Source organism: Pseudarthrobacter sp. NPDC092419 (genome assembly GCF_044755045.1).
Lineage (GTDB): Bacteria > Actinomycetota > Actinomycetes > Actinomycetales > Micrococcaceae > Arthrobacter.
Genome location: NZ_JBIVQF010000007.1, coordinates 190042 through 210492, shown reverse-complemented (window position 1 = coordinate 210492; position 20451 = coordinate 190042). Strand labels below are relative to the sequence as shown.

The following is a 20451-nucleotide window of genomic DNA, read 5'->3' as shown; positions in this document are numbered from 1 at the left end:
CCCGGAGAAACCATATGAGCCGCATCCCGGCCCTGACCCGATTTATTGTGCTGGGGATCACGGCAGGGTTACTGCTTTCGACGCCGGGACAGCCGTTGGGAGGGTTCCCTTCAGCGCCGACGGTGGCGGAAGTCCCCTCGGCGGCCGCCGGCAGGGCCGGCGCCGCTGCCGGCGCCAAGGCAGTTCCGCCCGCGCCGGGCGAACCGGTAGCCGCCCCCTATTCAGCGCAGCTGGGAGCCGCGCAGGGCGGTTTGAGAGCGGCCGGCGGACAGTCCCTGGACGTCATGGCGCCGGGGTCCGTGGTCTTCAACCCTGTGTTTGGCCGCGACGAAGTGGTGGTTGCAGATCCGGGCCGTACTGCCCTGCTCATTGGTGACTCCCAGTCTTCCCCTGCCAACGGCTGGCCACGGCAGGCTTTGGCAGCCTTGGGCTACAACGTGCATTTTTGCGGCCTTGGCGGAACCGGGTTCGTCGCTTCCAGGGGTGCCGTGGGGAACTACATCGATGCGCTGGAGCAGGGCGACTGGCTGCTGCCGGCGCAGGCTCCCGCGCTGATCATCGTCGAAGGTGGCGGCAATGATGCCGCCCAGGGAGCGTCCGACGGCGAGATCAGGACCAACGCCGACCGCCTCCTGACGGCACTGAAGTCCCGTTTTCCCACTGCAAGGATCGTGATGGTGGGCACCTTGGCCCGCGACGGGGGCGGCCGGCGCACCGAAGTGGACGCCCTGGTGGGCAGTATCGCCGCTGCCCACGGCCTGGAATTCGTCGGCGTCGGAGACTGGCTGACGCGGTATGACCTGGAGCGCCGGCTCATGGATTCAGTGCACATGGACAACGAGGGGCGGCGGGTCCTGGGGAATCTCCTGGCACGCCGCTTCAAGGACATGGGTGTCCCTGACCTGAAGTCCCCCGCGGGAGATGCGGTGCGGGACCGCGGGACCGGACGCGAGCTCGGTTGACCCGGGCCTTTCGGGTCCATAGGGACGAAAAGCCGGCGCGGCCCCTTTGCGGGGTGCCGCACCGGCCTGTCGCAGTCTGCTTTTCGCGCTATGCCACCTCGGGCGGCAGCATCAGCCGGGCGCCCGGGATCGCGTTCAACAGGGCCTTGGTGTAGTCCTGCTTCGGCGATTCGAAGACCTCGTCCGTGGAACCGGTCTCCACCAGTTTGCCCTTTTCCATGACGCAGACGTGGTCGGCGATCTGCCGGACCACGGCCAGGTCATGGGTGATGAACAGGTAGGTCAGACCAAGGTTCGACTGCAGCTCGGCCAGGAGATTAAGCACCTGCGCCTGCACCAGGACGTCCAGGGCGCTGACGGCCTCATCGCAGATGATGACCTCGGGGTCCAGTGCCAGTGCCCGGGCGATGGCCACGCGCTGGCGCTGGCCGCCGGAAAGCTCGTTCGGGAAGCGCTGCATAGTGGACTGCGGCAGCGCCACCTGGTCCAGCAGCTCCCTGACTTTCTTCTCCCTGCTGGCCCTGTTCCCGATCCTGTGAACCCGCAGCGGCTCCTCGATGGTCCGGTAGATGTTGTACATCGGATCGAGGGACCCGTACGGGTCCTGGAAGATCGGCTGCACGCGGCGCCGGAACTTGAACAGCTCGGCAGGCTTCAGCGTGGAGGTCTCCACCCCGTCGAAGACAATGGTCCCGTCGGTGGGCTTCTCCAACTGCAGCACCATCTTGGCCACGGTGGACTTTCCCGAGCCGGACTCCCCTACGATCGCTGTGGTGGTGCCGCGCTTCACGGCGAAGCTCACGGCATCCACAGCCTTGAAGTCCGTCGACTTTCCCAAGCCGTGGCGGAGCTTATAGACCTTGGTCAGGTCCCTGATCTCCAGCACTTCGGAAGTCTTGTCCGGGACCACTGCAGCTTCAGTCGGAGCCAGGAGGTCTTCTGCGGCAAGGCCGGCCTCCTTGCTCGCCTGAATCCTGCGTGAGGCCAGCGACGGGGCCGAGGCAACCAGCCGCTGGGTGTAGGGGTGCTGCGGGTTGCGCAGCAGTTCCAAGGACGGTCCGGACTCAACCACCTGCCCGCGGTACATGACCACCACCTGGTCGGCACGCTCGGCTGCAAGGCCAAGATCGTGGGTGATGAGCAGCACCGCAGTGCCCAACTCTGCCGTCATGCCCTCAAGGTGATCCAGGATCTGCCGCTGGACGGTGACGTCGAGTGCCGATGTCGGTTCGTCCGCGATCAGCAGGCGAGGCTGGCAGGAGAGGCCAATGGCAATCAGGGCACGCTGGCGCATGCCGCCCGAGAACTCATGCGGGTATTGTCCTGCCCGGCGGTGTGCATCGGGCAGGCCGGCCTGGGACAGCACTTCCGCAATGTCTGCCGGGCCGCTGGGCCGGCCGTTTGCACGCAATGTTTCCTTGACCTGATAACCGATCTTCCACACCGGGTTCAAGTTGGACATGGGGTCCTGGGGAACCATGCCAATAGTATTGCCGCGCAGTTCGATCATCCGTTTTTCGCTGGCGTGTGAAATGTCCTCGCCATCCAGCAGAATCTGGCCCCCGGAAACCCGGCCATTGGCCGGCAGCAGTCCGATCGCGGCCAAGGCCGTGGTGGACTTTCCTGACCCGGACTCACCGACAATGGCGACGGTCTCGCCCGGCATGATGGTCAGATGCGCGTTCCGGACGGCATTCACTTCGCCATTGCTCGTTTTGAACGTGATGGCCAGGTCTTTGATTTCCAGCAGGGGCCGCTCCGCTGTGTTGCCGGCTTCCTCGATGGTGATCTCCGACGTCGTCATATGTGCCTCTTTCATCGCTGCCGGCTCTTCGGATCGAGGGCATCACGCAGGGCATCGCCGAGCATAATGAAACTCAATACCGTGATCGACAGTGCTGCTGCGGGATAGAGCAGCACCGCAGGGTTGGTGCGGATACTGGACTGCGCCGCGTTGATGTCATTGCCCCAGGACATGATGCTGCCCGGCAGGCCGATGCCCAGGAAGGACAACGTGGCCTCAAGGACAATAAAAACACCGAGTTCCATCGTGGCGAGCACGATGATTGGTGCGGCCGCATTGGGCAATACATGTCGGATGAGCGAATTGATGGGCGAAACGCCCAGTGACCGCGCAGCCGTGATGAAGTCCGCGTTCCGGACCTCGATGACGGCCCCTCGGGTGAGCCGGGCCATCTGGGGCCAGGCCAGAAGGACAATGACGGCGACGACGGTCCATACACTCTTGTTTTCGCGGAAGAAGGGCAACTGCACCACAACCAGCGCCCCGAGCACGAGCGGAAGAGCGAAAAAGATGTCGCCCAGCCGTGCCAGCACGGAGTCGATCCAACCGCCAAAGAAGCCAGCCAGCGCGCCAAGGGTAACGCCAACCAGCAGGACACCGAGAACGGAGAACAGACCCACTGTGACCGATGCCTGCGTACCGTAGATGACGCGCGCATAGACATCGCAGCCCTGGAACGTAAAGCCCAGCGGGTGTCCGGGCGCCGGCGGGCCATCCGAGTTTGCAAGCAGGCAGTTGTCGTTGGGCGGGGTCTGGGTGAACAGGCCCGGGAACACGGCGACCACCACAATGACGAAGATCATGATTGCCGCAGCGATGAACAGCGGCCGGCGGCGCAGTTTCCGCCATGCGTCTGCCCACAGGCTCAATGGCGCTTCGTCAGTCTTGACCGAGTCCGTGGCCAGCAGGGGCGTCTCCTCCAGTGGCGCGACGAAGTGGGTGATTTGTCGGTTACTTTTCATAGCGAATCCTCGGATCAAGCCAGGCGTACAGCAGGTCAACCAGCAGGTTGGCGATAACGAATACCAGCACCAGCACGCTGACGATGGCGACGACGGTGGGGCCTTCGCTGCGGAGGATAGCCTGGTAGAGCTTCTGGCCAACGCCGGGGACGTTGAAGATGCCTTCGGTGACGATGGCTCCGCCCATCAGTCCGCCCAGGCTCGCACCCAGGTAGGTGACGACCGGAATCATCGAGTTCCGGAGGATGTGGGCCATCACGACCCGCGGCCGGGAGAGGCCCTTAGCCGTTGCCGTCCGCACGTAGTCCGCAGTGGAGTTTTCGATGACGGAGGCCCGGGTCAGGCGAAGCACATAAGCAAAGGACACCAGCGCCAGGGCGAAGGCAGGCAGGATCAGGGTTCCCCAGTCAGCGTTGGTGCCCACCGTGGGTTTGGCCCATCCGAGATACACGCCGAACACCAACTGCAGCACGAAGCCGAGCACGAACACCGGGATAGCGATGACCACGAGGGAGGCCAGCAGGACGGTGGAGTCGAAGATTCCGCCCTTGCGCAGGCCGGCGACCAGGCCGAACCCGATGCCGAAGACAGCCTGGATAACCAGCGCCTCCACAGCGAGCATGGCCGTCACAGGGAAGACACGGCCCAGCGTGGCCGCGATGGGCTGACCGGTGAAGTCAACCCCAAGGTTGAACGTCACGAGGTTCTTAAGGAACAGGCCGTACTGGACCCAGAACGGCTGGTCGAGGTTGTATTGCTGGCGAAGTGCAGCAATCACGGCTTCGCTTGGCGGACGGTCACCGAAAAGCGCCCGGACCGGATCGCCGGGGAGCGCGAACACCATGAAGTACACCAGAAGCGTGGTGCCCAGGAACACCGGAATGGCCTGGAGCAGTCGTCGGAGGATAAATCGGATCACAGCGGACCCTCCGAGGACTGGCGGATGAGTGAAATATTCATTGAGAACAAGCTTCCTGCCGGTATCAAGGCTATGGGGGCCCGGCTGTTGGCCGGACCCCCACTAGCTATTTGAGTTGGACGATCCCAGAACTACTTCGCAGTGATGTTGTAGTACTGGATAACGCCGTTCCACCCGGTGTCCACGTTGGAAACGTTCTCGCTCCAGACAACCTGGCGTGCGGCGTACCAAAGCGGGATGTTCGGCAGATCCTGGAACAGGATTTCCTGTGCTTCCGTGAACTTGGCGTTTGCCTCGTCGGTGGACTTGGCGCCCAGGCCTTCCTTCAGGAGCTTGTCGAACTCCGGGTTGGAGTAGCCCTCGTAGTTGGAGCTTGCACCGGTGCCCAGCAGCGGGCCCAGGAAGTTGTAGAGCGACGGGTAGTCCGCCTGCCAGCCGGCGCGTGCCAGGCCCGGGAGGGTCTTGGACTTGCGCAGGTCAAGAAGTTCGGCGAACTTGGCGAAGGCCTGGCCTTCAGCCTTGATGCCGAGGTTGTTCTTGAGGTTGTTGGCTACGGCGTCAATCCATTCCTTATTACCGCCATCGGTGTTGTAGGCGAGCTGCAGGACCTTGTTGGCCGGCCAGGGGCTGATCTCGTTGGCCTTGTCCCAGGCTTCCTTGGCCTTGGCGGCATCGAACTTGGTGACCTCGGAGCCGGCAACGTTGTCGTTGTAACCGTCGACCGAAGGGGACGTAAAGTCGTTGGCCGGGATGCGCGTGCCGCTGTAGATCACCTTGGTGATCTCTTCGCGGTCAATGGCCATGGAAATGGCCTGCCGGCGCAGCTTTCCGGCTTCGCCCTTGAACTCCGGCAGGTAGCCCGGGATGTTCAGGGTGGAGTTACCGGCGTACGGCTTGTTGAGGTGGTTCTCCGGGAAGTCCGAGGTGTAGGTCTTCAGGGCATTCGTGGGCAGGACGTCGGTGACGTCAAGGTTGTTGCCCTGGATGTCCGTGTAGGCCGGTGCCGGGTCGGTGTAGAACTTGAACGTCACGCCGCCGTTCTTGGCCTCACGGCTGCCCTTGTAGTCCGGGTTCTTAACCAATTCGATCTGGCTGTCGTGCTGCCAGGCACCTTCCTTGGCCATCTTGTACGGGCCGTTGCCGATCGGGTTTTCACCGAACGCCTTGGGGTCCTTGATGGCGTCCGCGGGCAGTGGCATAAAGGCCGAGTAGCCGAGGCGCAGCGGCCAGTCGGCTTCAGGCTGGCGCAGTTTGACTTCGATGGTGTAGTCGTCCTTGACTACCAGACCGGACATGGTTTCCGCGGTGGGCGCGGGAACTTCCGATTCGCCCTGCTTCTTCGTGGCGCTGACGGCGTCGTATCCCTCAATGGATTCGAAGAAGTAGCTGTTGGTCTGTGCGTTGGTGCTCAGTGCTGCGAAGTTCCAGGCGTCCACGAAGCTCTTGGCCGTGACTTCCTCGCCGTTGGTGAACTTGGTGCCGCTCTTGACCTTGATGGTGTAGTTCTGGCCATCAGGGGATTCGATCGACTCGGCGAGCGCGTTCTCAGACTCCCCATTGGGGCTGTAAACGGTGAGGCCCTCGAAGAGGAGCTCCACCACGCGTCCACCGTAAACTTCGCCGGTGTCTGCCGGCAGCAACGGGTTCTGTGGTTCGTTGCTGTACGCGGTGATGATCTTGTTCGGATCTCCGGCGGCGTCCCCGCCACCGTCATTGCTGCCGCCACCGGCACCGCATCCGGTTAGGGCAAGCGCGGCGATCGCCACAATGCCCAGTGCTTTGGAAGTGCGCGCAAAACGCATTCCGCCTCCTATGAGTAGTGGAAGTGAAGTGGGGATTCATGCGATTCCCCCGCAGGCCCGGCGCAGAATTTCTGTGACGCAGCCTACATATGCTCGTAGCCTAACCGAACTAATTCCAGATGCTGGTACAACGTTGCCAAACCGTAATCGCAAGGTTTAGGCGCCATATCTGACCTTCGCCAGTTACGCAAGTCACATACTACTCCCCAGTAACACCACTTTTGACAACCTTGTCGTGTCGTTTAGGCGAGCCGCCACTCCCAAGCGTTCCACCACACGCCCAGAGGGCCCGGGCTCGTCTTGACTCCCGTGACCTTGGTGCTGAACGCTGTGCTCCCAACGGCTTGGTACAGGGGCAGGCCGTAGGCGTTCTCCCAGAGCCGCCGGTCGATGTCCCCCAGGAGCTCGTCCTGCCGCGCCAAGTCAGGGGTGCCCGACAGTTCTTCCATCAGCCGGTCGGCGCGGGCATCGGAGAAACCGTTGAAGTTGCTGCCTGCGCCGGTACGGAAAATCTGCGGCACGCGGCTGACGCCCAGTCCGTTCCCAATCCAGCCAAGGAGTGCGGCATCGTGTCCATCCCCCGCCAGCTCCGCGGCCCAGTCTGCGCTGCCGCGGCCGGTGTCCACCACGGTGAAGCCGGCCAGTTCCGCGGAATCGCGGATCAGGCCAAAGGCCTTGGCCCGGTTGGCATTGTCACGGTTGTAAAGGATCCGAATGGTGGGCTTTGCCCCATCCAGAAGTTCCTTCGCTCCCTCGATGTCCACCTCGCCGTACTTCGATGAACCGTTGTCCCGCACAGTCTCGTCATACTTGGGCTGGCCAGGCAGGAAGACGTGCGAGTCGAGCGGCACGGCCCCCGGCACCAGCCCGCCCACCACGGCGTCCACAATCTCCTGGCGGGGGACGGTCTTTAGGAAGGCTTCGCGCACGTCCCGGTCCGCGAACGGCCCGGAGAATTCCAGGTCCAGGTGGTCGTACCCTGATTGGCTGTACCGTTCCACCGTGTTCCCCTGCTGTTCAAGGCCGGCGAAAAGCTCCTGCAGGCCCGCCGCCGGTTGCGGTGAGATGATGTCCGCCCTCCCGTTGCGGAGGGCCTGCACGGCGTCCTCCGCCTTGCCGGTGTAACGGACGTTGATTTCGTCAAGCCAGGGTTCCGGGCCCCACGTGTAGTCCCGGTTGCGGACCAGCCGGAGCGATACGCCGGGAACCATGTCCTGCACGATGTAGGGACCATTGGACAGGTAGAGTGCAGGGTCCTCAGGCAGTGAGTCCGTGTCGAATCCGCTGTTCCAGAAATCAGCGACCCGTTTGAGTACCGAATTCGGCGTGGGATTGTCGGGATCCCCGCGTGGCGTGTCCCGGATGAGGTCCACGAGGTCCGCTTCGTCATTCAAACCGCTCTTGGCGGCCACCACGTGGGCGGGAAGCCCGACGTCGAACGCCACTTCCCAGTCAGCGTACGGCCGGGTGTATTCCAGGGTGATGGTACGGCCGTCGTCTCCAAGTTCGGGCAGCCCGGTCCCGGCGAGCCCGCTGGTGTCCGACGCCGTCGAAAAGTACCTGGTGCCGGTTCCGGCGGCGGCATCGGCGTCGTCGAAATAGCCGGAACCTGCCGCCCACGCCAGGAGGAGATCCCCGGAGTCGACCGGCGCACCGTCCGACCATCTAACGTCCTCGTTGACGGTGTACCGGACTTTGAGGGGGTCGTCGGAGACCTTCTCGAATTTGCCGAACTTGTCGTTGCGTACCACCACGGAGTTGTTGTCCAGGTAGAAGAACCCCGAGTGGGTGATGTAACCGATCTTGGTATTGATGTCGGTGTTGCCCGCGGTGCTGTACGGGTTGAAGGAGGAAAAGGCGTTGGCCTCGGCGACGGTCACAGTTCCGCCCCGGGCTGTCTCCCCCACCACCACCGGCACACCGCCACCGCCGCCGGAACAGCCTGTCAGGACCAGCAGCGCGCACAGCGCCGCCGCGAATAACTGCCTCAGGCGCCTGGCCGGCATGCTGCCTCCTCGGTTGGTGCTCGCGGCTAGACGTTGAAGCGGAACTCCACCACGTCGCCGTCGGCCATGACATATTCCTTGCCCTCAATGCGGACCTTGCCGCGGGACTTGGCCTCGGCCATGGATCCTGCCTCCATCAGGTCTTCAAACGAGACCACCTCGGCCTTGATGAATCCACGCTGGAAATCGGAGTGGATCACGCCGGCGGCCTGGGGTGCGGTGTCGCCCTGGTGGATGGTCCAGGCACGTGCTTCCTTGGGCCCTGCGGTGAGGTACGTCTGCAGGCCAAGGGTGTGGAAGCCCACGCGGGCCAGCTGGTCCAGGCCGGATTCGTCCTGGCCATTCATTTCGAGCATCTCGCGGGCTTCGGCCTCGTCCAGTTCCACCAGGTCCGCCTCGAGCTTGGCGTCCAGGAAGATGCAGTCCGCCGGTGCCACAAGCGCCCGTAGTTCCTCCTGCTTTTCCGGGCTGCCCAGGATGCCCTCGTCCGCGTTGAACACGTAGATGAACGGCTTGGCCGTCAGCAGGCTCAGCTCCTTAAGGTGTTCCATCTCCAGTTTGTCGCTCTTGATGGCGGAGAAGATGGTGTCACCCCGCTCCAGCACCGCCTGCGCGGCCTTGATGGCGGCGAGTTCAGCGGCCTCCCGCTTCTTGATCTTGACCTCTTTTTCGATCCGGGGAATGGCCTTTTCGATGGTCTGCAGGTCCGCGAGGATGAGCTCGGTGTTGATGGTTTCCATGTCCGAGCGCGGGTCCACCTTGCCGTCAACGTGGATGACATCGGGGTCATCGAAGACTCGGACCACTTCGGCGATGGCCTCGGCTTCGCGGATGTTGGCCAGGAACTGGTTCCCCAGCCCCTCGCCCTCGGAGGCGCCCTTGACGATGCCGGCGATGTCCACGAAGGACACAGCGGCCGGCAGCACGCGCTGGGAGCCGAAGATCCCGGCGAGTTCGTGGAGCCGCGGGTCAGGCAGGTTCACCACGCCCACGTTCGGTTCGATGGTGGCGAACGGGTAGTTCGCCGCCAGGACCTGGTTGCGGGTGAGCGCATTGAAAAGGGTTGATTTGCCGACGTTGGGCAGTCCGACGATGCCAATAGTAAGAGCCACGAGCACCAAGTTTACCTTCATCGCGCCGCCCGGCAGTACCGGCTCGATGCGGCTGCCGCTGATTGTCGGTGGCCCGTGCAACAGTGAAGGCATGGATGCTTTCGCCTTGATTCTGGCCTTGTTCATGCTGCTGCTCGGTGCGTTCGCCGGTGCCGCGGCCACGTTTGTTGCGTTCCGCCGGAAGACCCGTGCACTGGAGCTGGACTTTGATGAGGTGTCCTCCCGCCTCGCGGAGGTCAGCTCGCAGTTCGCCGCGGCCGACGCCGAGCGGCGGCTTTTGTCTGCACAGAACCGCGAGCTGGGGGAGGCGCGCGCACAGGACGGCAGTGTGCTGCGCGCGCTGGCACCCGTCGCTGAGAAGCTCACGGCCGTCCAGCAGCAGGTGGCGTTGCTGGAACGCGACCGCGTGGAGCAGTACGGCCAGCTGGCCCAACAGCTTCAGGAAGCCCGGATTTCGGATGAGCAGCTGATCCGCTCCACGCATGCACTGGAGTCGGCCCTGCGGTCCAACAGCGCACGCGGCCAGTGGGGTGAGGTCCAGCTCCGCCGGGTGGTGGAGGCTTCCGGAATGCTGCGGCACGTGGACTTTGTCGAGCAGCTGCACAGCTCCGGCGGGGACTCTGCGGTGCGTCCGGACCTGGTGGTGCAGCTTCCCGGCGAGAAGCAGCTGGTGGTGGACGCCAAGGTTCCGCTGACCGCTTACCTTGAAGCCCAGGAACTCGGTGGGGTGCAGGATCCGCGCGGCGGCCAGGCCGGCGGAGCCCTGTCCGGGATGGACCGGAGGCACCAGCAGACCCTCCTCACAGCGCACGCCAAGGCGCTGCGGGCGCATGTGGATGCTCTCAGCAGCAAGAAGTACTGGGACATCTCCGGAAACTCCCCGGAGCTGGTGATCTGCTTTATCCCGGCCGAATCCATCCTGGCCGCGGCGCTCAACGCCGATCCGGAGCTGCTGGACCATGCCCTCTCACGGAACGTGGTCCTGGCCTCCCCCAGTACCTTGCTCGCCGTGCTGAAGTCTGTCGCGTTCACCTGGCGCCAGGATGTGCTGACGGACAGCGCCCGGGAGCTGTTCGACCTGGCCCGGCAGCTGTATGACCGCATGGGCACCCTGGGCGAAAATGTCACCAAGCTGGGGTCATCGCTGAAGTCGTCGGTGGACCGCTACAACGCCATGGTGGGAACACTCGAAGCACGGGTGCTGCCGACGGCACGGAAACTGAACTCGTTGGATGAATCCGGCCTGGCCGGCCCTCCCCCGGTGGAAGCGACGCCGCGCGCCTTGGCCGCGCCGGAACTGCAGGAGGACGGGGCCGCCGCCTGACGGGCAGGCCGCGCCCCCGGGGCCGTCGTCACTCGGGTGCCGTCAGTCGCGCGGCCTGCGGCCGCCCAGCGCGCGGCTGACGTCGCCGGCCTGCTTGAGGGTGGCCCGGAGTTCCTTGGGCAGTGAGAACAGCAGGTCCTCCTCGGCCGTAACCACTTCCTCGACGCTGCCGTAACCGTAGTCGGCCAGCAGGCGGAGCACGTCCTGGACCAGCACCTCGGGAACCGAGGCTCCGGAGGTGACGCCCACAGTGGCCACGCCCTCGAACCAGGACTCGTCCACCTCGTTGGCGAAGTCCACCCGGTAGGAGGCCTTGGCGCCGTATTCGAGCGCCACCTCCACCAGCCGGACGGAGTTGGAGGAGTTGGCCGATCCCACCACGATCACCAGGTCTGCCTGCGGTGAAATCTTCTTGATGGCCACCTGGCGGTTGGTGGTGGCGTAGCAGATGTCATCGCTTGGCGGGTCCTGCAGTGTGGGGAAGCGTTCCTTCAGCAGCCGCACGGTTTCCATGGTTTCGTCGACGCTGAGCGTGGTCTGGGAAAGCCAAATGACCTTTTCCGGGTCCCGGACCGTGACCTTGTCCACCTCGTGCGGGCCGTTGATGATCTGGATGTGCTGCGGTGCTTCGCCCGCCGTCCCTTCAACTTCCTCATGGCCGTCGTGGCCGATCAGCAGGATGTCGAAGTCGTCCTTGGCGAACCGTACAGCCTCCTTGTGAACCTTGGTTACCAGGGGGCAGGTGGCATCGATGGTGCGCAGCCCCCGGTCCTCGGCGGACTGCACCACGGCAGGGGAAACGCCGTGCGCGGAGAAGATGACCAGGGCGCCCTCGGGTACCTCGTCCGTCTCATCCACGAAGACGGCACCCTTTTCCTCGAGGGACGTGACCACATGGACGTTGTGCACGATCTGCTTGCGCACGTAAACCGGCGGACCGTAGTGCTCCAGCGCCTTCTCCACGGCGATGACCGCGCGGTCCACTCCTGCGCAGTAGCCCCGGGGAGCGGCCAGCAGGACCTTCTTGGCCCCTGCCACCGGCGCTGCGGCAGCGACTTCCTCAGGAGACCGGCGCCTCCGCGGGACAGTTGGCATCGAAAGGGAAACAGCTGAGGAGGTCATTTCTCCATGCTACCGGTTGCCCGTTCGCGCCTCCGCGCCGCTTGGCTGCCGGCGAGGCCGGCCGCCAGGGCCACCACTCCCGTAAGGGCGGCAACCAGCGTCCAGGCCTGGAAGTCCCGGGATGCGGCCGCCACGAACTCATCGCGGAACATGTTGGCAACGTCACTGCCGGCGTCGGTGCCCAGGGCGCGATCCCGGGCGATCCCGCTTACGGCGGCCCAGCATGCTGCCACCAGGAGCGCGCCGAGTCCTGTCCCCGCCAGGAGCGTCCAGCGGCGCCGGGCGGCCACCACGGCCAGTAGGAGCGCGACGGCGGATCCCGCGGCCAGCAGGTAGCCCGCAGGTGCGTAGGTTGTCAGGCGTTCAGCCCATTCCTTCTGCTCTGGACCGCCCGCGTTCAGCAGCGTCCGGTCTGGAGGGCTTAGCGGCAGTCCGGTGGCACGCGAGATCTCACCGGCTCCCAGTGCGACAAGCGGTGAGACGTCCAGGGTCAGCGCCGACGAGCCTTCCGCTTCGGCTTCACCCGCTCCTGAGAGGCTCAGCCGGTGGCTCTTGCGGAGGGTATCCTCCCAGGCTTGCCGGTACGCGGGCAGGCCGGTCAGGGATGCAGCCGCGTCCTCCAGCACCGGCTGGACCAGGTCCGTCAGGAAGCCCGGTAACGAGCTGGTGTCGATCGTCCCGACAGCCGCTGCAGCGAGGCGCTCCTGGAACGCCGGGTCTTTGCCAAGCGGACCGGCAAGTGCCACGAACCCGTCCTCCCGGACGATGGTGCGGTCCAGCCAGATGGCCGGAACCGCGACGGCGGCCAGCAGCATGCCGAGGATGGCGGCAGCCGCGGAAACAACAGTGCGCACAGCGGATCCTTCGCGTTGGGGGCTTCCATCCATCCTAGGCAGGATCTGCGCGGCAGGTCCTGTCGGACCCCGGTGGTAGACCTTATGGATAAGGTGGAAACACCGCCCCACGCGGCCCCGGACCGGCCTTGGATCAGCAGACGAAGGACATCATGCCCGCAGCTTCACCTCCGCAGGAGCGGTGCCATGTCTGAACAGGCGCTGCCCGGCACGGTACCCACAACTCTTCCGGCAACGGCGGCGGACACCACGCCGGACAATCCGTGGCCGCTGCAGCTGCTGTCCCAAAAGCTCAAGGCGCACATCGACCGAACCCCGTCAGCGTGGGTGGAGGGCCAGGTCATCGAGCTGAACCGGCGCGGGACAAACGCCTACCTGACGTTGCGCGACGTCGACGCGGAGGTTTCGCTTCCCGCCTCGGTCTGGACCAAGGTGCTGGAACGCCAGGACCTCCCTCTGGAACGGGGTTCCCGGGTGGTTGCGCTGCTCAAACCGGAATTCTGGCTGAAGACCGGACGCCTGAACATGCAGGTGCGTGACATCAGGCCGGTGGGCCTCGGCGATCTGCTGGCCCGCATCGAGCGCCTGCGCCAGGCACTCGCCGCGGAGGGCCTCTTCGCCGACTCCCGCAAGAAGCCCCTGCCCCTGCTCCCCCACCGCATCGGCCTCATCACCGGCCGTGACTCGGACGCCAAGAAGGACGTCCTGCGGAACGCGGCCCTGCGCTGGCCAGCGGTGGAATTCGAGATCCGCGAAGTGGCAGTGCAGGGAAACACGGCCGTCAGCCAGGTGGTGCGTGCCCTGCGGGAGCTGGACGGCCGGCCGGAGGTGGACGTCATCGTCATTGCCCGCGGCGGCGGTGCCTTGGAGGACCTCCTGCCGTTCAACAGTGAGGAACTCATCCGGGCCGTGGCCGCCGCAGTAACTCCTGTGGTCAGTGCGATCGGCCACGAGGCGGACCGGCCGCTGCTGGACGATGTCGCGGACCTCAGGGCCTCCACCCCGACCGATGCTGCCAAGCGGATCGTGCCGGACGTCTCCGAGGAGCTGGCGGGGGTCCGCCAGGCGCGCCAACAGCTGGAACGCTGCATCGTGCGTCTGGTGGACCGGGAGTCGGACCGGCTGGCGTCCCTACGCTCCCGCCCTGTGCTGGCCGCGCCGGAGGGCCTGGTGACCGTCCGTGGGGAGGAAGTCGAGCGCCTGCTTCGCCGTTCATCGGCCGCCATCGGCTCCACCGTGGTCCGTGCCGCGGACCAGCTCCAGCACCTCAAGGCCCAGGTCCGCGCGCTCTCGCCGCAGAAGACCCTGGACCGGGGCTACGCCGTCGTCGAACTTGCCCGGGAGTCCTCCGCCGCCCACGCCGTGGTCCGGCGCCCGGCGGAAGCCCCCGCTGGGGCGCCGCTCTCCATCCGGGTGGCCGAGGGCCGCTTTGGAGCCACATCCACGGGCACAACCACCACCGTCGAGGAGAACTGAATGAGCGAACAGGAAAGCACGGGACAGGGAAACACCGCACAGCAGCAGCCGGGCGATGTCACAGCGCTGAGCTACGAGGAGGCCCGCGAGCAGCTGGTTGCCGTCGTGGGCCGGCTGGAAGCGGGCGGTGCCAGCCTGGAGGAGTCGCTGGCCCTTTGGGAACGCGGTGAAGCCCTGGCAGCCCGCTGCGAGGAGTGGCTGGAGGGTGCGCGGAAGCGGCTCGCCGCCGCCCGCGACCAGCCGCTTTAAGTCAGGCCTCCAGGCAGGGCTACGTTTTCAGGATCAGCTGGCGTTCAACGTCCACGTCGAACTCCGCCTTGGGCCACTCCAGGTCCAGCTCTTTCAGGGCCTTGAGCAGGAGCTGCTGGACGGCGATCCGCGCGTACCATTTCTTGTTCGCCGGAATCACGTGCCATGGTGCGGATGCCGTGTTGGTGGCCTCGATGGCTGCCTGGAACGCGCCCATGTAGTCCGGCCAGAAGGCGCGCTCGTCACGGTCGCCCCTGCTGTATTTCCAGTGCTTGGCAGGGTTGTCCAGGCGGGCCAGGAGCCGTTCTTTCTGCTCGTCGCTGCTGATGTGCAGCATGACCTTGACCAGCTTGGTTCCGGAATCGGTGAGGCGCTCCTCGAATTCGTTGATGGCCAGGTACCGGCGCTTAATCTCGTCCGGGCTCGCCCAGCCGTGGACCCGGTGGATGAGCACATCCTCGTAGTGTGACCGGTCGAACACCCCCACCATGCCGGCCGCGGGCACGGCCTTTTCGATCCGCCACAGGAAATCGTAGGACTTTTCCTCATCCGTAGGGGCCTTGAAGGCCTTGAACTGGACGCCCTGCGGGTCCATGGCGGCCATCACGTGGTTCACCACGCCGCCCTTACCCGCGGTGTCCATACCCTGAAGGATCAGCAGGACCCGCTTGCGGCCGCCGAACCGGGACTCCGCAAAAAGCTTTTCCTGCAGTTCCGCGAGTTCGTCGTCCATCCCGGCCAGCAGGGCCTGGCCGTCCTCTTTGGTGCCGTTGTAGCCGGGGGTGGAGTCCGGGTCCACGCTGTCCAGCGAAAACCCCTTCCCCACGCGCAGGGTGTCTACCGGATGTTCTTCGAACTCGACGACGTCGGTCATGGGGCGCACCTTCCGGAGTGGTCAGCGGGCGGAGAGCCCGTGAACCACAGGCTAGTTCCCCTGGTACCTGCTGAGGAAGTCCCCCATCCGGCCGATGGCCTCTTCGATGTCCTTCACGTTGGGCAGCGTGACCATGCGGAAGTGGTCCGGACGCACCCAGTTGAACGCCCGGCCGTGCGAAACCAGGATCTTTTGTTCGCGCAGGAGGTCAAGGACGAACTTCTCGTCGTCGCGGATGTGGAAATACTCGGGGTCCAGCTTCGGGAACAGGTACAGCGCTCCCCTTGCCTGCTGCGTGCTGACGCCGGGGATGGCGTTGAGCATGTCGTAGGCCTTGTTCCGCTGCTCGAGCAGGCGCCCGCCCGGGAGGATGAGGTCGTTGATGCTTTGGTAGCCGCCCAGGGCTGTCTGGATGGCGTGCTGGGCCGGAACGTTGGCGCAGAGACGCATGTTCGCCAGCAGGCTGATGCCCTCAAGGTAGTCGGCGGCGTCCTTCTTGGGCCCGGAAATCGCCATCCATCCTGCACGGTAGCCGCACACGCGGTAGGCCTTGGACAGACCGCTGAACGTCAGGCAGAGGACGTCGTCTCCGGTCAGGGTCGCCATGTTGATATGGACTGCGTCCTCGTAAAGGATCTTTTCGTAGATTTCGTCGGCAAAGATCACCAGCCCATGCTTTTCTGCCAGGGCAACGATGCGCTTGAGCGTCTCCTCCGGGTACACGGCACCGGTGGGGTTGTTCGGGTTAATCACCACGATGCCCCTGGTCCGGGGCGTGATCTTGGCTTCCAGGTCTTCGAGGTCCGGCTGCCAGCCGGTCTCCTCGTCGCACAGGTAGTGGACGGGCCGGCCGCCGGCCAGCGCTACGGAGGCGGTCCACAGCGGATAGTCGGGGGTCGGGATGAGGACCTCGTCGCCGTCGTCCAGGAGCGCCATGAGGGACATGGTGATGAGTTCGCTGACGCCGTTGCCCAGGTAGATGTCGTCCACGTGGATGTTCTGGATGCCGCGGGTCTGGTAGTACTGCGACACCGCAGTACGGGCGGAGAAGATGCCGCGGGAGTCGCTGTAGCCCTGGGCGTGCGGCAGGTGCCGGATCATGTCCACCAGGATGGCGTCCGGCGCCTCGAACCCGAACGGCGCCGGGTTGCCGATGTTCAGTTTGAGGATGCGGTGCCCTTCCGCCTCCATCTGCTGGGCGGCCTGCAGGATCGGTCCACGGATGTCATAAAGGACGTTGTTGAGTTTGGTGGACTGCCTGAATTCTGCCATCCATCAAATATGCCACAGGAGGGATAGGCAGCCGTTGAGACTTAGGACACATCGACGACGGCGGCTGCCGGACCATGGAAGTCCGGCAGCCGCCGTCGTGGTCGCATGCGTCCGGCAGGCTGCCGTCCGCGACTCCCTTACTTCAGGATGCCCTTGTCCTTGAGCCAGGCCTCAGCAGCTTCCTTGGCGCCCTGTTTCTGGCTGCCGCTGACTGCGCGGTTGAGGTTGATGAGGTCCTGGGTGGTCAGGATGCTGGAAACGTTGTTCAGCGCCTCCTTGGCCTTGTCCGTCATCTTGGCCGTGTTGTACAGCGGGATGACCTGCTGGGCGATGAAGTTGTTCTTCGGATCTTCCAGGACCACCAGGTCGTTGTCGGCGATGGAGGGAGTGGTGGTGTAGATGTCGGCCACCTGCACCTTGTCCTCCAGCAACGCCTTCAGGGTGACCGGGCCGCCGCCGTCGCTGAAGGGCTCCAGCTTCTTGGGCTCGCAGTTGTAGTTCTCCTTCAGTCCGGGCAGGCCGTACGCGCGCTCGGCGAAGGTGGCCGGGGCCCCGACCACGATCTCGCTGCAGACCTTGGCCAGGTCCTCTATGGACTTCAGCTGGTACTTTTCCGCCGTGGCCTTGGTGACCACCATGGCGTCCTTGTTCTCGGCCTTGGACGGGTCCAGGACAGCCAGGCCTTCCGGCAGCTTCTCAGGCAGTGCGGCGGCGATGTCCTCGGCGGATTCCTCCGTGGCCCCCTTGTCCACGTGCAGCAGCAGGTTCCCGGAGTAGTCCGGGACCACGTCCACCGAGCCGTCCTGGACAGCCTTGATGTACACCTCGCGGGAGCCGATGTTCGGTTTGGTGGTGGCGGTGATGCCGGCAGCGTTCAGTGCTCCTGCGTAGACCTCTGCCAGGATCTGGCTTTCCGGAAAGTCCGCGGAACCCACCACCAGCGAGGTGGCGCCGCCGGACGCTCCGCCCGTGGGTGCGGGCGAGTTGCTGAGCGGATCGGATGATCCGCCGCAGGCGGAAAGCGCCATTACCAGGCCGAGGCCTGCGGCCAGGCCGCCGAACGTGCGCCGGGCCGGGCGCGGGTGAGAGCTATTCTTCATGACTTTCCTCCTTGTGAGACAGCTTCCGCCACTGCGGGGTCTGTGAGATCAACCGCGGCCGGGCGGCCGCGGCGTGACTGTTGCGGGGCGCCCGGGGACAGGAATAACCGCTGGACCAGGGACAGGATGAGGTCTACCGCGATGGCCAGGGCGGCGATCAGCAGGGACCCGCCGAGCATTTGCGGGAAGTCGCTGAGGACCAGCCCGTCGAACAGGTACCGGCCCAGGCCACCCAGGTTGATGTAGGCCACCACCGAGACGGTGGCGATCACCTGCAGCACGCCGGTGCGGAAGCCGCCGAACATCACCGTGAGGGCGTTGGGCAGCTCGGCCCGGAAGAGCACCTGCAGTTCGGTCATGCCCATGGCCCGTGCGGCGTCCACGACGGTGCGGTCCACGCTGGAGATACCGGCATAGGTTCCTGCCAGCAACGGTGGGATGGTCAGGATGACCAGCGCCCATACCGGGGGCATCAATCCGATGCCGGCCAGCAGCACGAAAAGCGTCAACAGCCCCAGCGTAGGCAGCGCCCGCAGGGCCCCGGCGAGCGCAACGATGGCCACTTTGCCCTTGCCGGTGTGGCCCACGAACATTCCGATGGGAACGGCGATGGCTGCGGCGATGGCCATGACCAGCCCGGTGTACTGCAGGTGCTCGGCAAGCCTGGCGGGGATCCCAGCGGACCCGGTCCAGTGGAGGGGGTCGCCCAGCCAGGCGAAGGTATCGGAGAAGACGCTCATGCTGCCGCCGCCCGTCCCGTGGCGGGCGTCTTCCGTCCGGCCCGCTCCCACGGCGTCAGGATCCGCTCCAGGAGGACCAGTAGCGCATCCATCAGCAGGGCCAGGACCAGGATCGCCACGATGCCAACCATTACCTCTGTGATGAAGCCGCGCTGCAGGCCGGAGGTGAAGAGCATGCCCAGGTTGCCCACGCCCAGCAGGGCAGCGACGCTCACCAGGGAGATGTTGCTGACGGAGACCACGCGCAGGCCGGCGAACAGGACCGGCAGGGAGAGTGGAAGGTCCACCCGCATGAATCTTGCCAGCGGCTTGAACCCCATGGCGACCGCGGCCTGGCTGACGTCCGCTGACACGGAATCGAACGCATCAAGCGCCGCACGGACCAGCAGCGCCACGGCATAGAGGGTCAGGGCCACCACCACGTTGAGGGGGTCAAGGATGCGGGTGGCCAGGATGCTGGGAAGGATTATGAACAGCGCCAGCGACGGGATGGTGTAGAGCAGCGAGGAGGTTGTCAGCACCACGGAGCGGAGGACACGGTGCCGGCGGGCCAGTTGCGCCAGCGGGACGGAAAGCAGCAGCCCCAGGACCATCGGGATGATGGCCAGGACCATATGCTGGCCGGCCCGCTCCAGAACCATGCTGCTGTTGGCGAGGAACCACTCCATCAGCGCGCAGCCTGGACGGCGGCCTGGCGTGCCTGGCGGGCCTGTTCGATGAGTGCCAGGATCTCGGGACCTCGGATGGCGCCCAGCACCCGCCCATCGGCGTCCACGGCAACGCCAAGGCCCGACGGCGACGACAACGCTGCGTCGAGGGCCCGCCGGAGGCTTTCGCCGGGGTGGAAGAGGGAACCGCCGGGGATCAGGTCGGCGTCGGTGCCGGGCGTCGCCCACCCGAGAGGGCGCATGTCGCCGTCCACCACCAGCTGCCAGCCGTCTGCGGCGTTGGGATCCGAACTGTGCCCGTCCGCGCCCCGGATGACCGTGGGCACGGGATGGAACGTGACGCCGTCGGACGCGGTGAAACCCAGGTGCCTGAAGCCGCGGTCCCTGCCCACGAAGCCGGCGACGAAGTCGTTGGCCGGGGCGCGGAGGATCTCCTCCGGGGCGGCGTACTGGGCGAGTTTGCCGCCCACAGCAAACACGGCCACCTGGTCCCCCAGGACGGTGGCCTCGTCGATGTCGTGGGTAACGAAAACGATGGTCTTGGCGAGGTCCTTCTGCAGCCGCAGAAGTTCCTGCTGCAGTTCGTCCCGGACCACAGGGTCGACGGCGCTGAAGGGCTCGTCCATGAGGAGGACGGGCGGATCGGCGGCGAGCGCCCGCGCCACGCCGACGCGCTGCTGCTGGCCGCCCGACAGCTGGGACGGGTACCGGCCGCCCAGGGTCCGGGCCAGGCCCACCACGTCCAGCAGGTCCTCTGCGCGTTTGCGGGCTTCTCGTCTGGACACCCCGTTCAGCCGCGGAACGGTGGCGATATTGTCCAGCACCGAGCGGTGCGGCAGCAGGCCGGCCGACTGCATCACGTAACCCATGGAACGGCGCAGTTCCGCGGCCGGGACAGCGGTAACATCCTTGCCCGCAACGGTGATGGTGCCGGAGGTGGGCTCCACCATGCGGTTGATCATGCGCAGCGTGGTGGTCTTGCCGCATCCTGACGGTCCCACCAGGACCGTGATGGTGCCTTCTGCGATGGACATGGTCAAGGCGTCCACGGCCGGCTGTCCGCCCTGGTACTGCTTGGTTACCTCGTGGAACTCGATCATCGCCTGGCCCATGGTGCGGACATACCCTCTTCTGTTGGACAGCTTTTGGAGCACCGCGACTTTGTCATCATCACGCTGCTAGTTAACGTAGCCCAAACCTCTGCC

Annotated in this window: 18 protein-coding genes; 4 read left to right on the top strand and 14 right to left on the bottom strand. The window is 65.2% G+C overall.

Going from position 1 to position 20451, the window contains the following annotated elements:
• Positions 1-14 precede the first annotated feature (14 nt).
• Entirely contained in the window at positions 15-962 is a 948-nt protein-coding gene (locus ACIQC0_RS12815) for an SGNH/GDSL hydrolase family protein (protein WP_400535327.1), read from the top strand.
• An 88-nt stretch (positions 963-1050) separates the two neighbouring features.
• Here the strand turns inward: ACIQC0_RS12815 and ACIQC0_RS12810 are convergent, their stop codons facing one another.
• The 6 genes from ACIQC0_RS12810 to ychF form a co-directional block, all read right to left on the bottom strand.
• On the bottom strand, positions 1051-2766 hold the full coding sequence (locus ACIQC0_RS12810; RefSeq protein ID WP_377214772.1) for a dipeptide ABC transporter ATP-binding protein: 1716 nt from the start codon (positions 2764-2766) through the stop codon (positions 1051-1053).
• Between the two features lie 11 nt (positions 2767-2777).
• Positions 2778-3728 carry an ABC transporter permease gene (locus ACIQC0_RS12805; protein WP_377214771.1) on the bottom strand — a complete coding sequence of 317 codons (951 nt, stop codon included), beginning with the start codon at positions 3726-3728 and terminating at the stop codon, positions 2778-2780.
• Complete coding sequence (locus ACIQC0_RS12800; protein ID WP_377214770.1) at positions 3718-4647, bottom strand: ABC transporter permease; 930 nt, start codon at positions 4645-4647, stop codon at positions 3718-3720. The genes ACIQC0_RS12805 and ACIQC0_RS12800 overlap by 11 nt, the downstream gene beginning before the upstream one ends.
• Positions 4648-4778: 131 nt before the next feature.
• On the bottom strand, positions 4779-6449 hold the full coding sequence (locus tag ACIQC0_RS12795) for an ABC transporter substrate-binding protein (RefSeq protein ID WP_400535324.1): 1671 nt from the start codon (positions 6447-6449) through the stop codon (positions 4779-4781).
• Between the two features lie 242 nt (positions 6450-6691).
• Positions 6692-8455, bottom strand: a complete 1764-nt coding sequence (locus ACIQC0_RS12790; protein WP_400535322.1) for an ABC transporter family substrate-binding protein — start codon at positions 8453-8455, stop codon at positions 6692-6694.
• A gap of 26 nt (positions 8456-8481) precedes the next feature.
• A complete protein-coding gene (gene ychF, locus ACIQC0_RS12785) occupies positions 8482-9567 on the bottom strand; it encodes a redox-regulated ATPase YchF (RefSeq protein WP_377214928.1) in 1086 nt (361 codons plus the stop codon).
• Positions 9568-9658: 91 nt separating this feature from the next.
• On the opposite strand from ychF, the gene ACIQC0_RS12780 reads away from it, so the two are divergent.
• Positions 9659-10891 (top strand): DNA recombination protein RmuC, encoded by a 1233-nt coding sequence (locus ACIQC0_RS12780; protein ID WP_400535320.1) that lies wholly within the window; start codon positions 9659-9661, stop codon positions 10889-10891.
• A 42-nt stretch (positions 10892-10933) separates the two neighbouring features.
• Here ACIQC0_RS12780 and ACIQC0_RS12775 read toward each other — a convergent pair whose 3' ends face one another.
• Positions 10934-12013, bottom strand: coding sequence for a 4-hydroxy-3-methylbut-2-enyl diphosphate reductase (locus ACIQC0_RS12775; RefSeq protein WP_377214766.1), 1080 nt, complete (start codon positions 12011-12013; stop codon positions 10934-10936).
• Positions 12010-12867 (bottom strand): hypothetical protein, encoded by an 858-nt coding sequence (locus tag ACIQC0_RS12770; protein ID WP_400535318.1) that lies wholly within the window; start codon positions 12865-12867, stop codon positions 12010-12012. Before ACIQC0_RS12770 ends, ACIQC0_RS12775 begins: the two co-directional genes overlap by 4 nt.
• 186 nt (positions 12868-13053) lie before the next feature.
• Here ACIQC0_RS12770 and xseA point away from each other — a divergent pair, with 186 nt between their 5' ends.
• Positions 13054-14343, top strand: coding sequence for an exodeoxyribonuclease VII large subunit (gene xseA / locus ACIQC0_RS12765; RefSeq protein ID WP_377214764.1), 1290 nt, complete (start codon positions 13054-13056; stop codon positions 14341-14343).
• Complete coding sequence (locus ACIQC0_RS12760; RefSeq protein WP_377214763.1) at positions 14344-14592, top strand: exodeoxyribonuclease VII small subunit; 249 nt, start codon at positions 14344-14346, stop codon at positions 14590-14592.
• Positions 14593-14611: 19 nt separating this feature from the next.
• Here ACIQC0_RS12760 and ACIQC0_RS12755 read toward each other — a convergent pair whose 3' ends face one another.
• From ACIQC0_RS12755 to ACIQC0_RS12730, 6 genes are all read right to left on the bottom strand, one after another.
• Entirely contained in the window at positions 14612-15466 is an 855-nt protein-coding gene (locus tag ACIQC0_RS12755) for a polyphosphate kinase 2 family protein (protein ID WP_377214762.1), read from the bottom strand.
• A gap of 51 nt (positions 15467-15517) precedes the next feature.
• Complete coding sequence (locus ACIQC0_RS12750; protein ID WP_377214761.1) at positions 15518-16738, bottom strand: pyridoxal phosphate-dependent aminotransferase; 1221 nt, start codon at positions 16736-16738, stop codon at positions 15518-15520.
• A gap of 137 nt (positions 16739-16875) precedes the next feature.
• The gene (locus ACIQC0_RS12745) at positions 16876-17838 is read right to left on the bottom strand and encodes an ABC transporter substrate-binding protein (protein ID WP_400535315.1); all 963 of its coding nucleotides are present in this window, start codon (positions 17836-17838) and stop codon (positions 16876-16878) included.
• A complete protein-coding gene (locus tag ACIQC0_RS12740) occupies positions 17835-18578 on the bottom strand; it encodes an ABC transporter permease (protein WP_400535313.1) in 744 nt (247 codons plus the stop codon). The genes ACIQC0_RS12745 and ACIQC0_RS12740 overlap by 4 nt, the downstream gene beginning before the upstream one ends.
• Complete coding sequence (locus tag ACIQC0_RS12735) at positions 18575-19246, bottom strand: ABC transporter permease (protein WP_400535311.1); 672 nt, start codon at positions 19244-19246, stop codon at positions 18575-18577. Before ACIQC0_RS12735 ends, ACIQC0_RS12740 begins: the two co-directional genes overlap by 4 nt.
• On the bottom strand, positions 19246-20358 hold the full coding sequence (locus ACIQC0_RS12730; protein ID WP_400535346.1) for an ABC transporter ATP-binding protein: 1113 nt from the start codon (positions 20356-20358) through the stop codon (positions 19246-19248). Before ACIQC0_RS12730 ends, ACIQC0_RS12735 begins: the two co-directional genes overlap by 1 nt.
• Between the last annotated feature and the right edge of the window lie 93 nt (positions 20359-20451).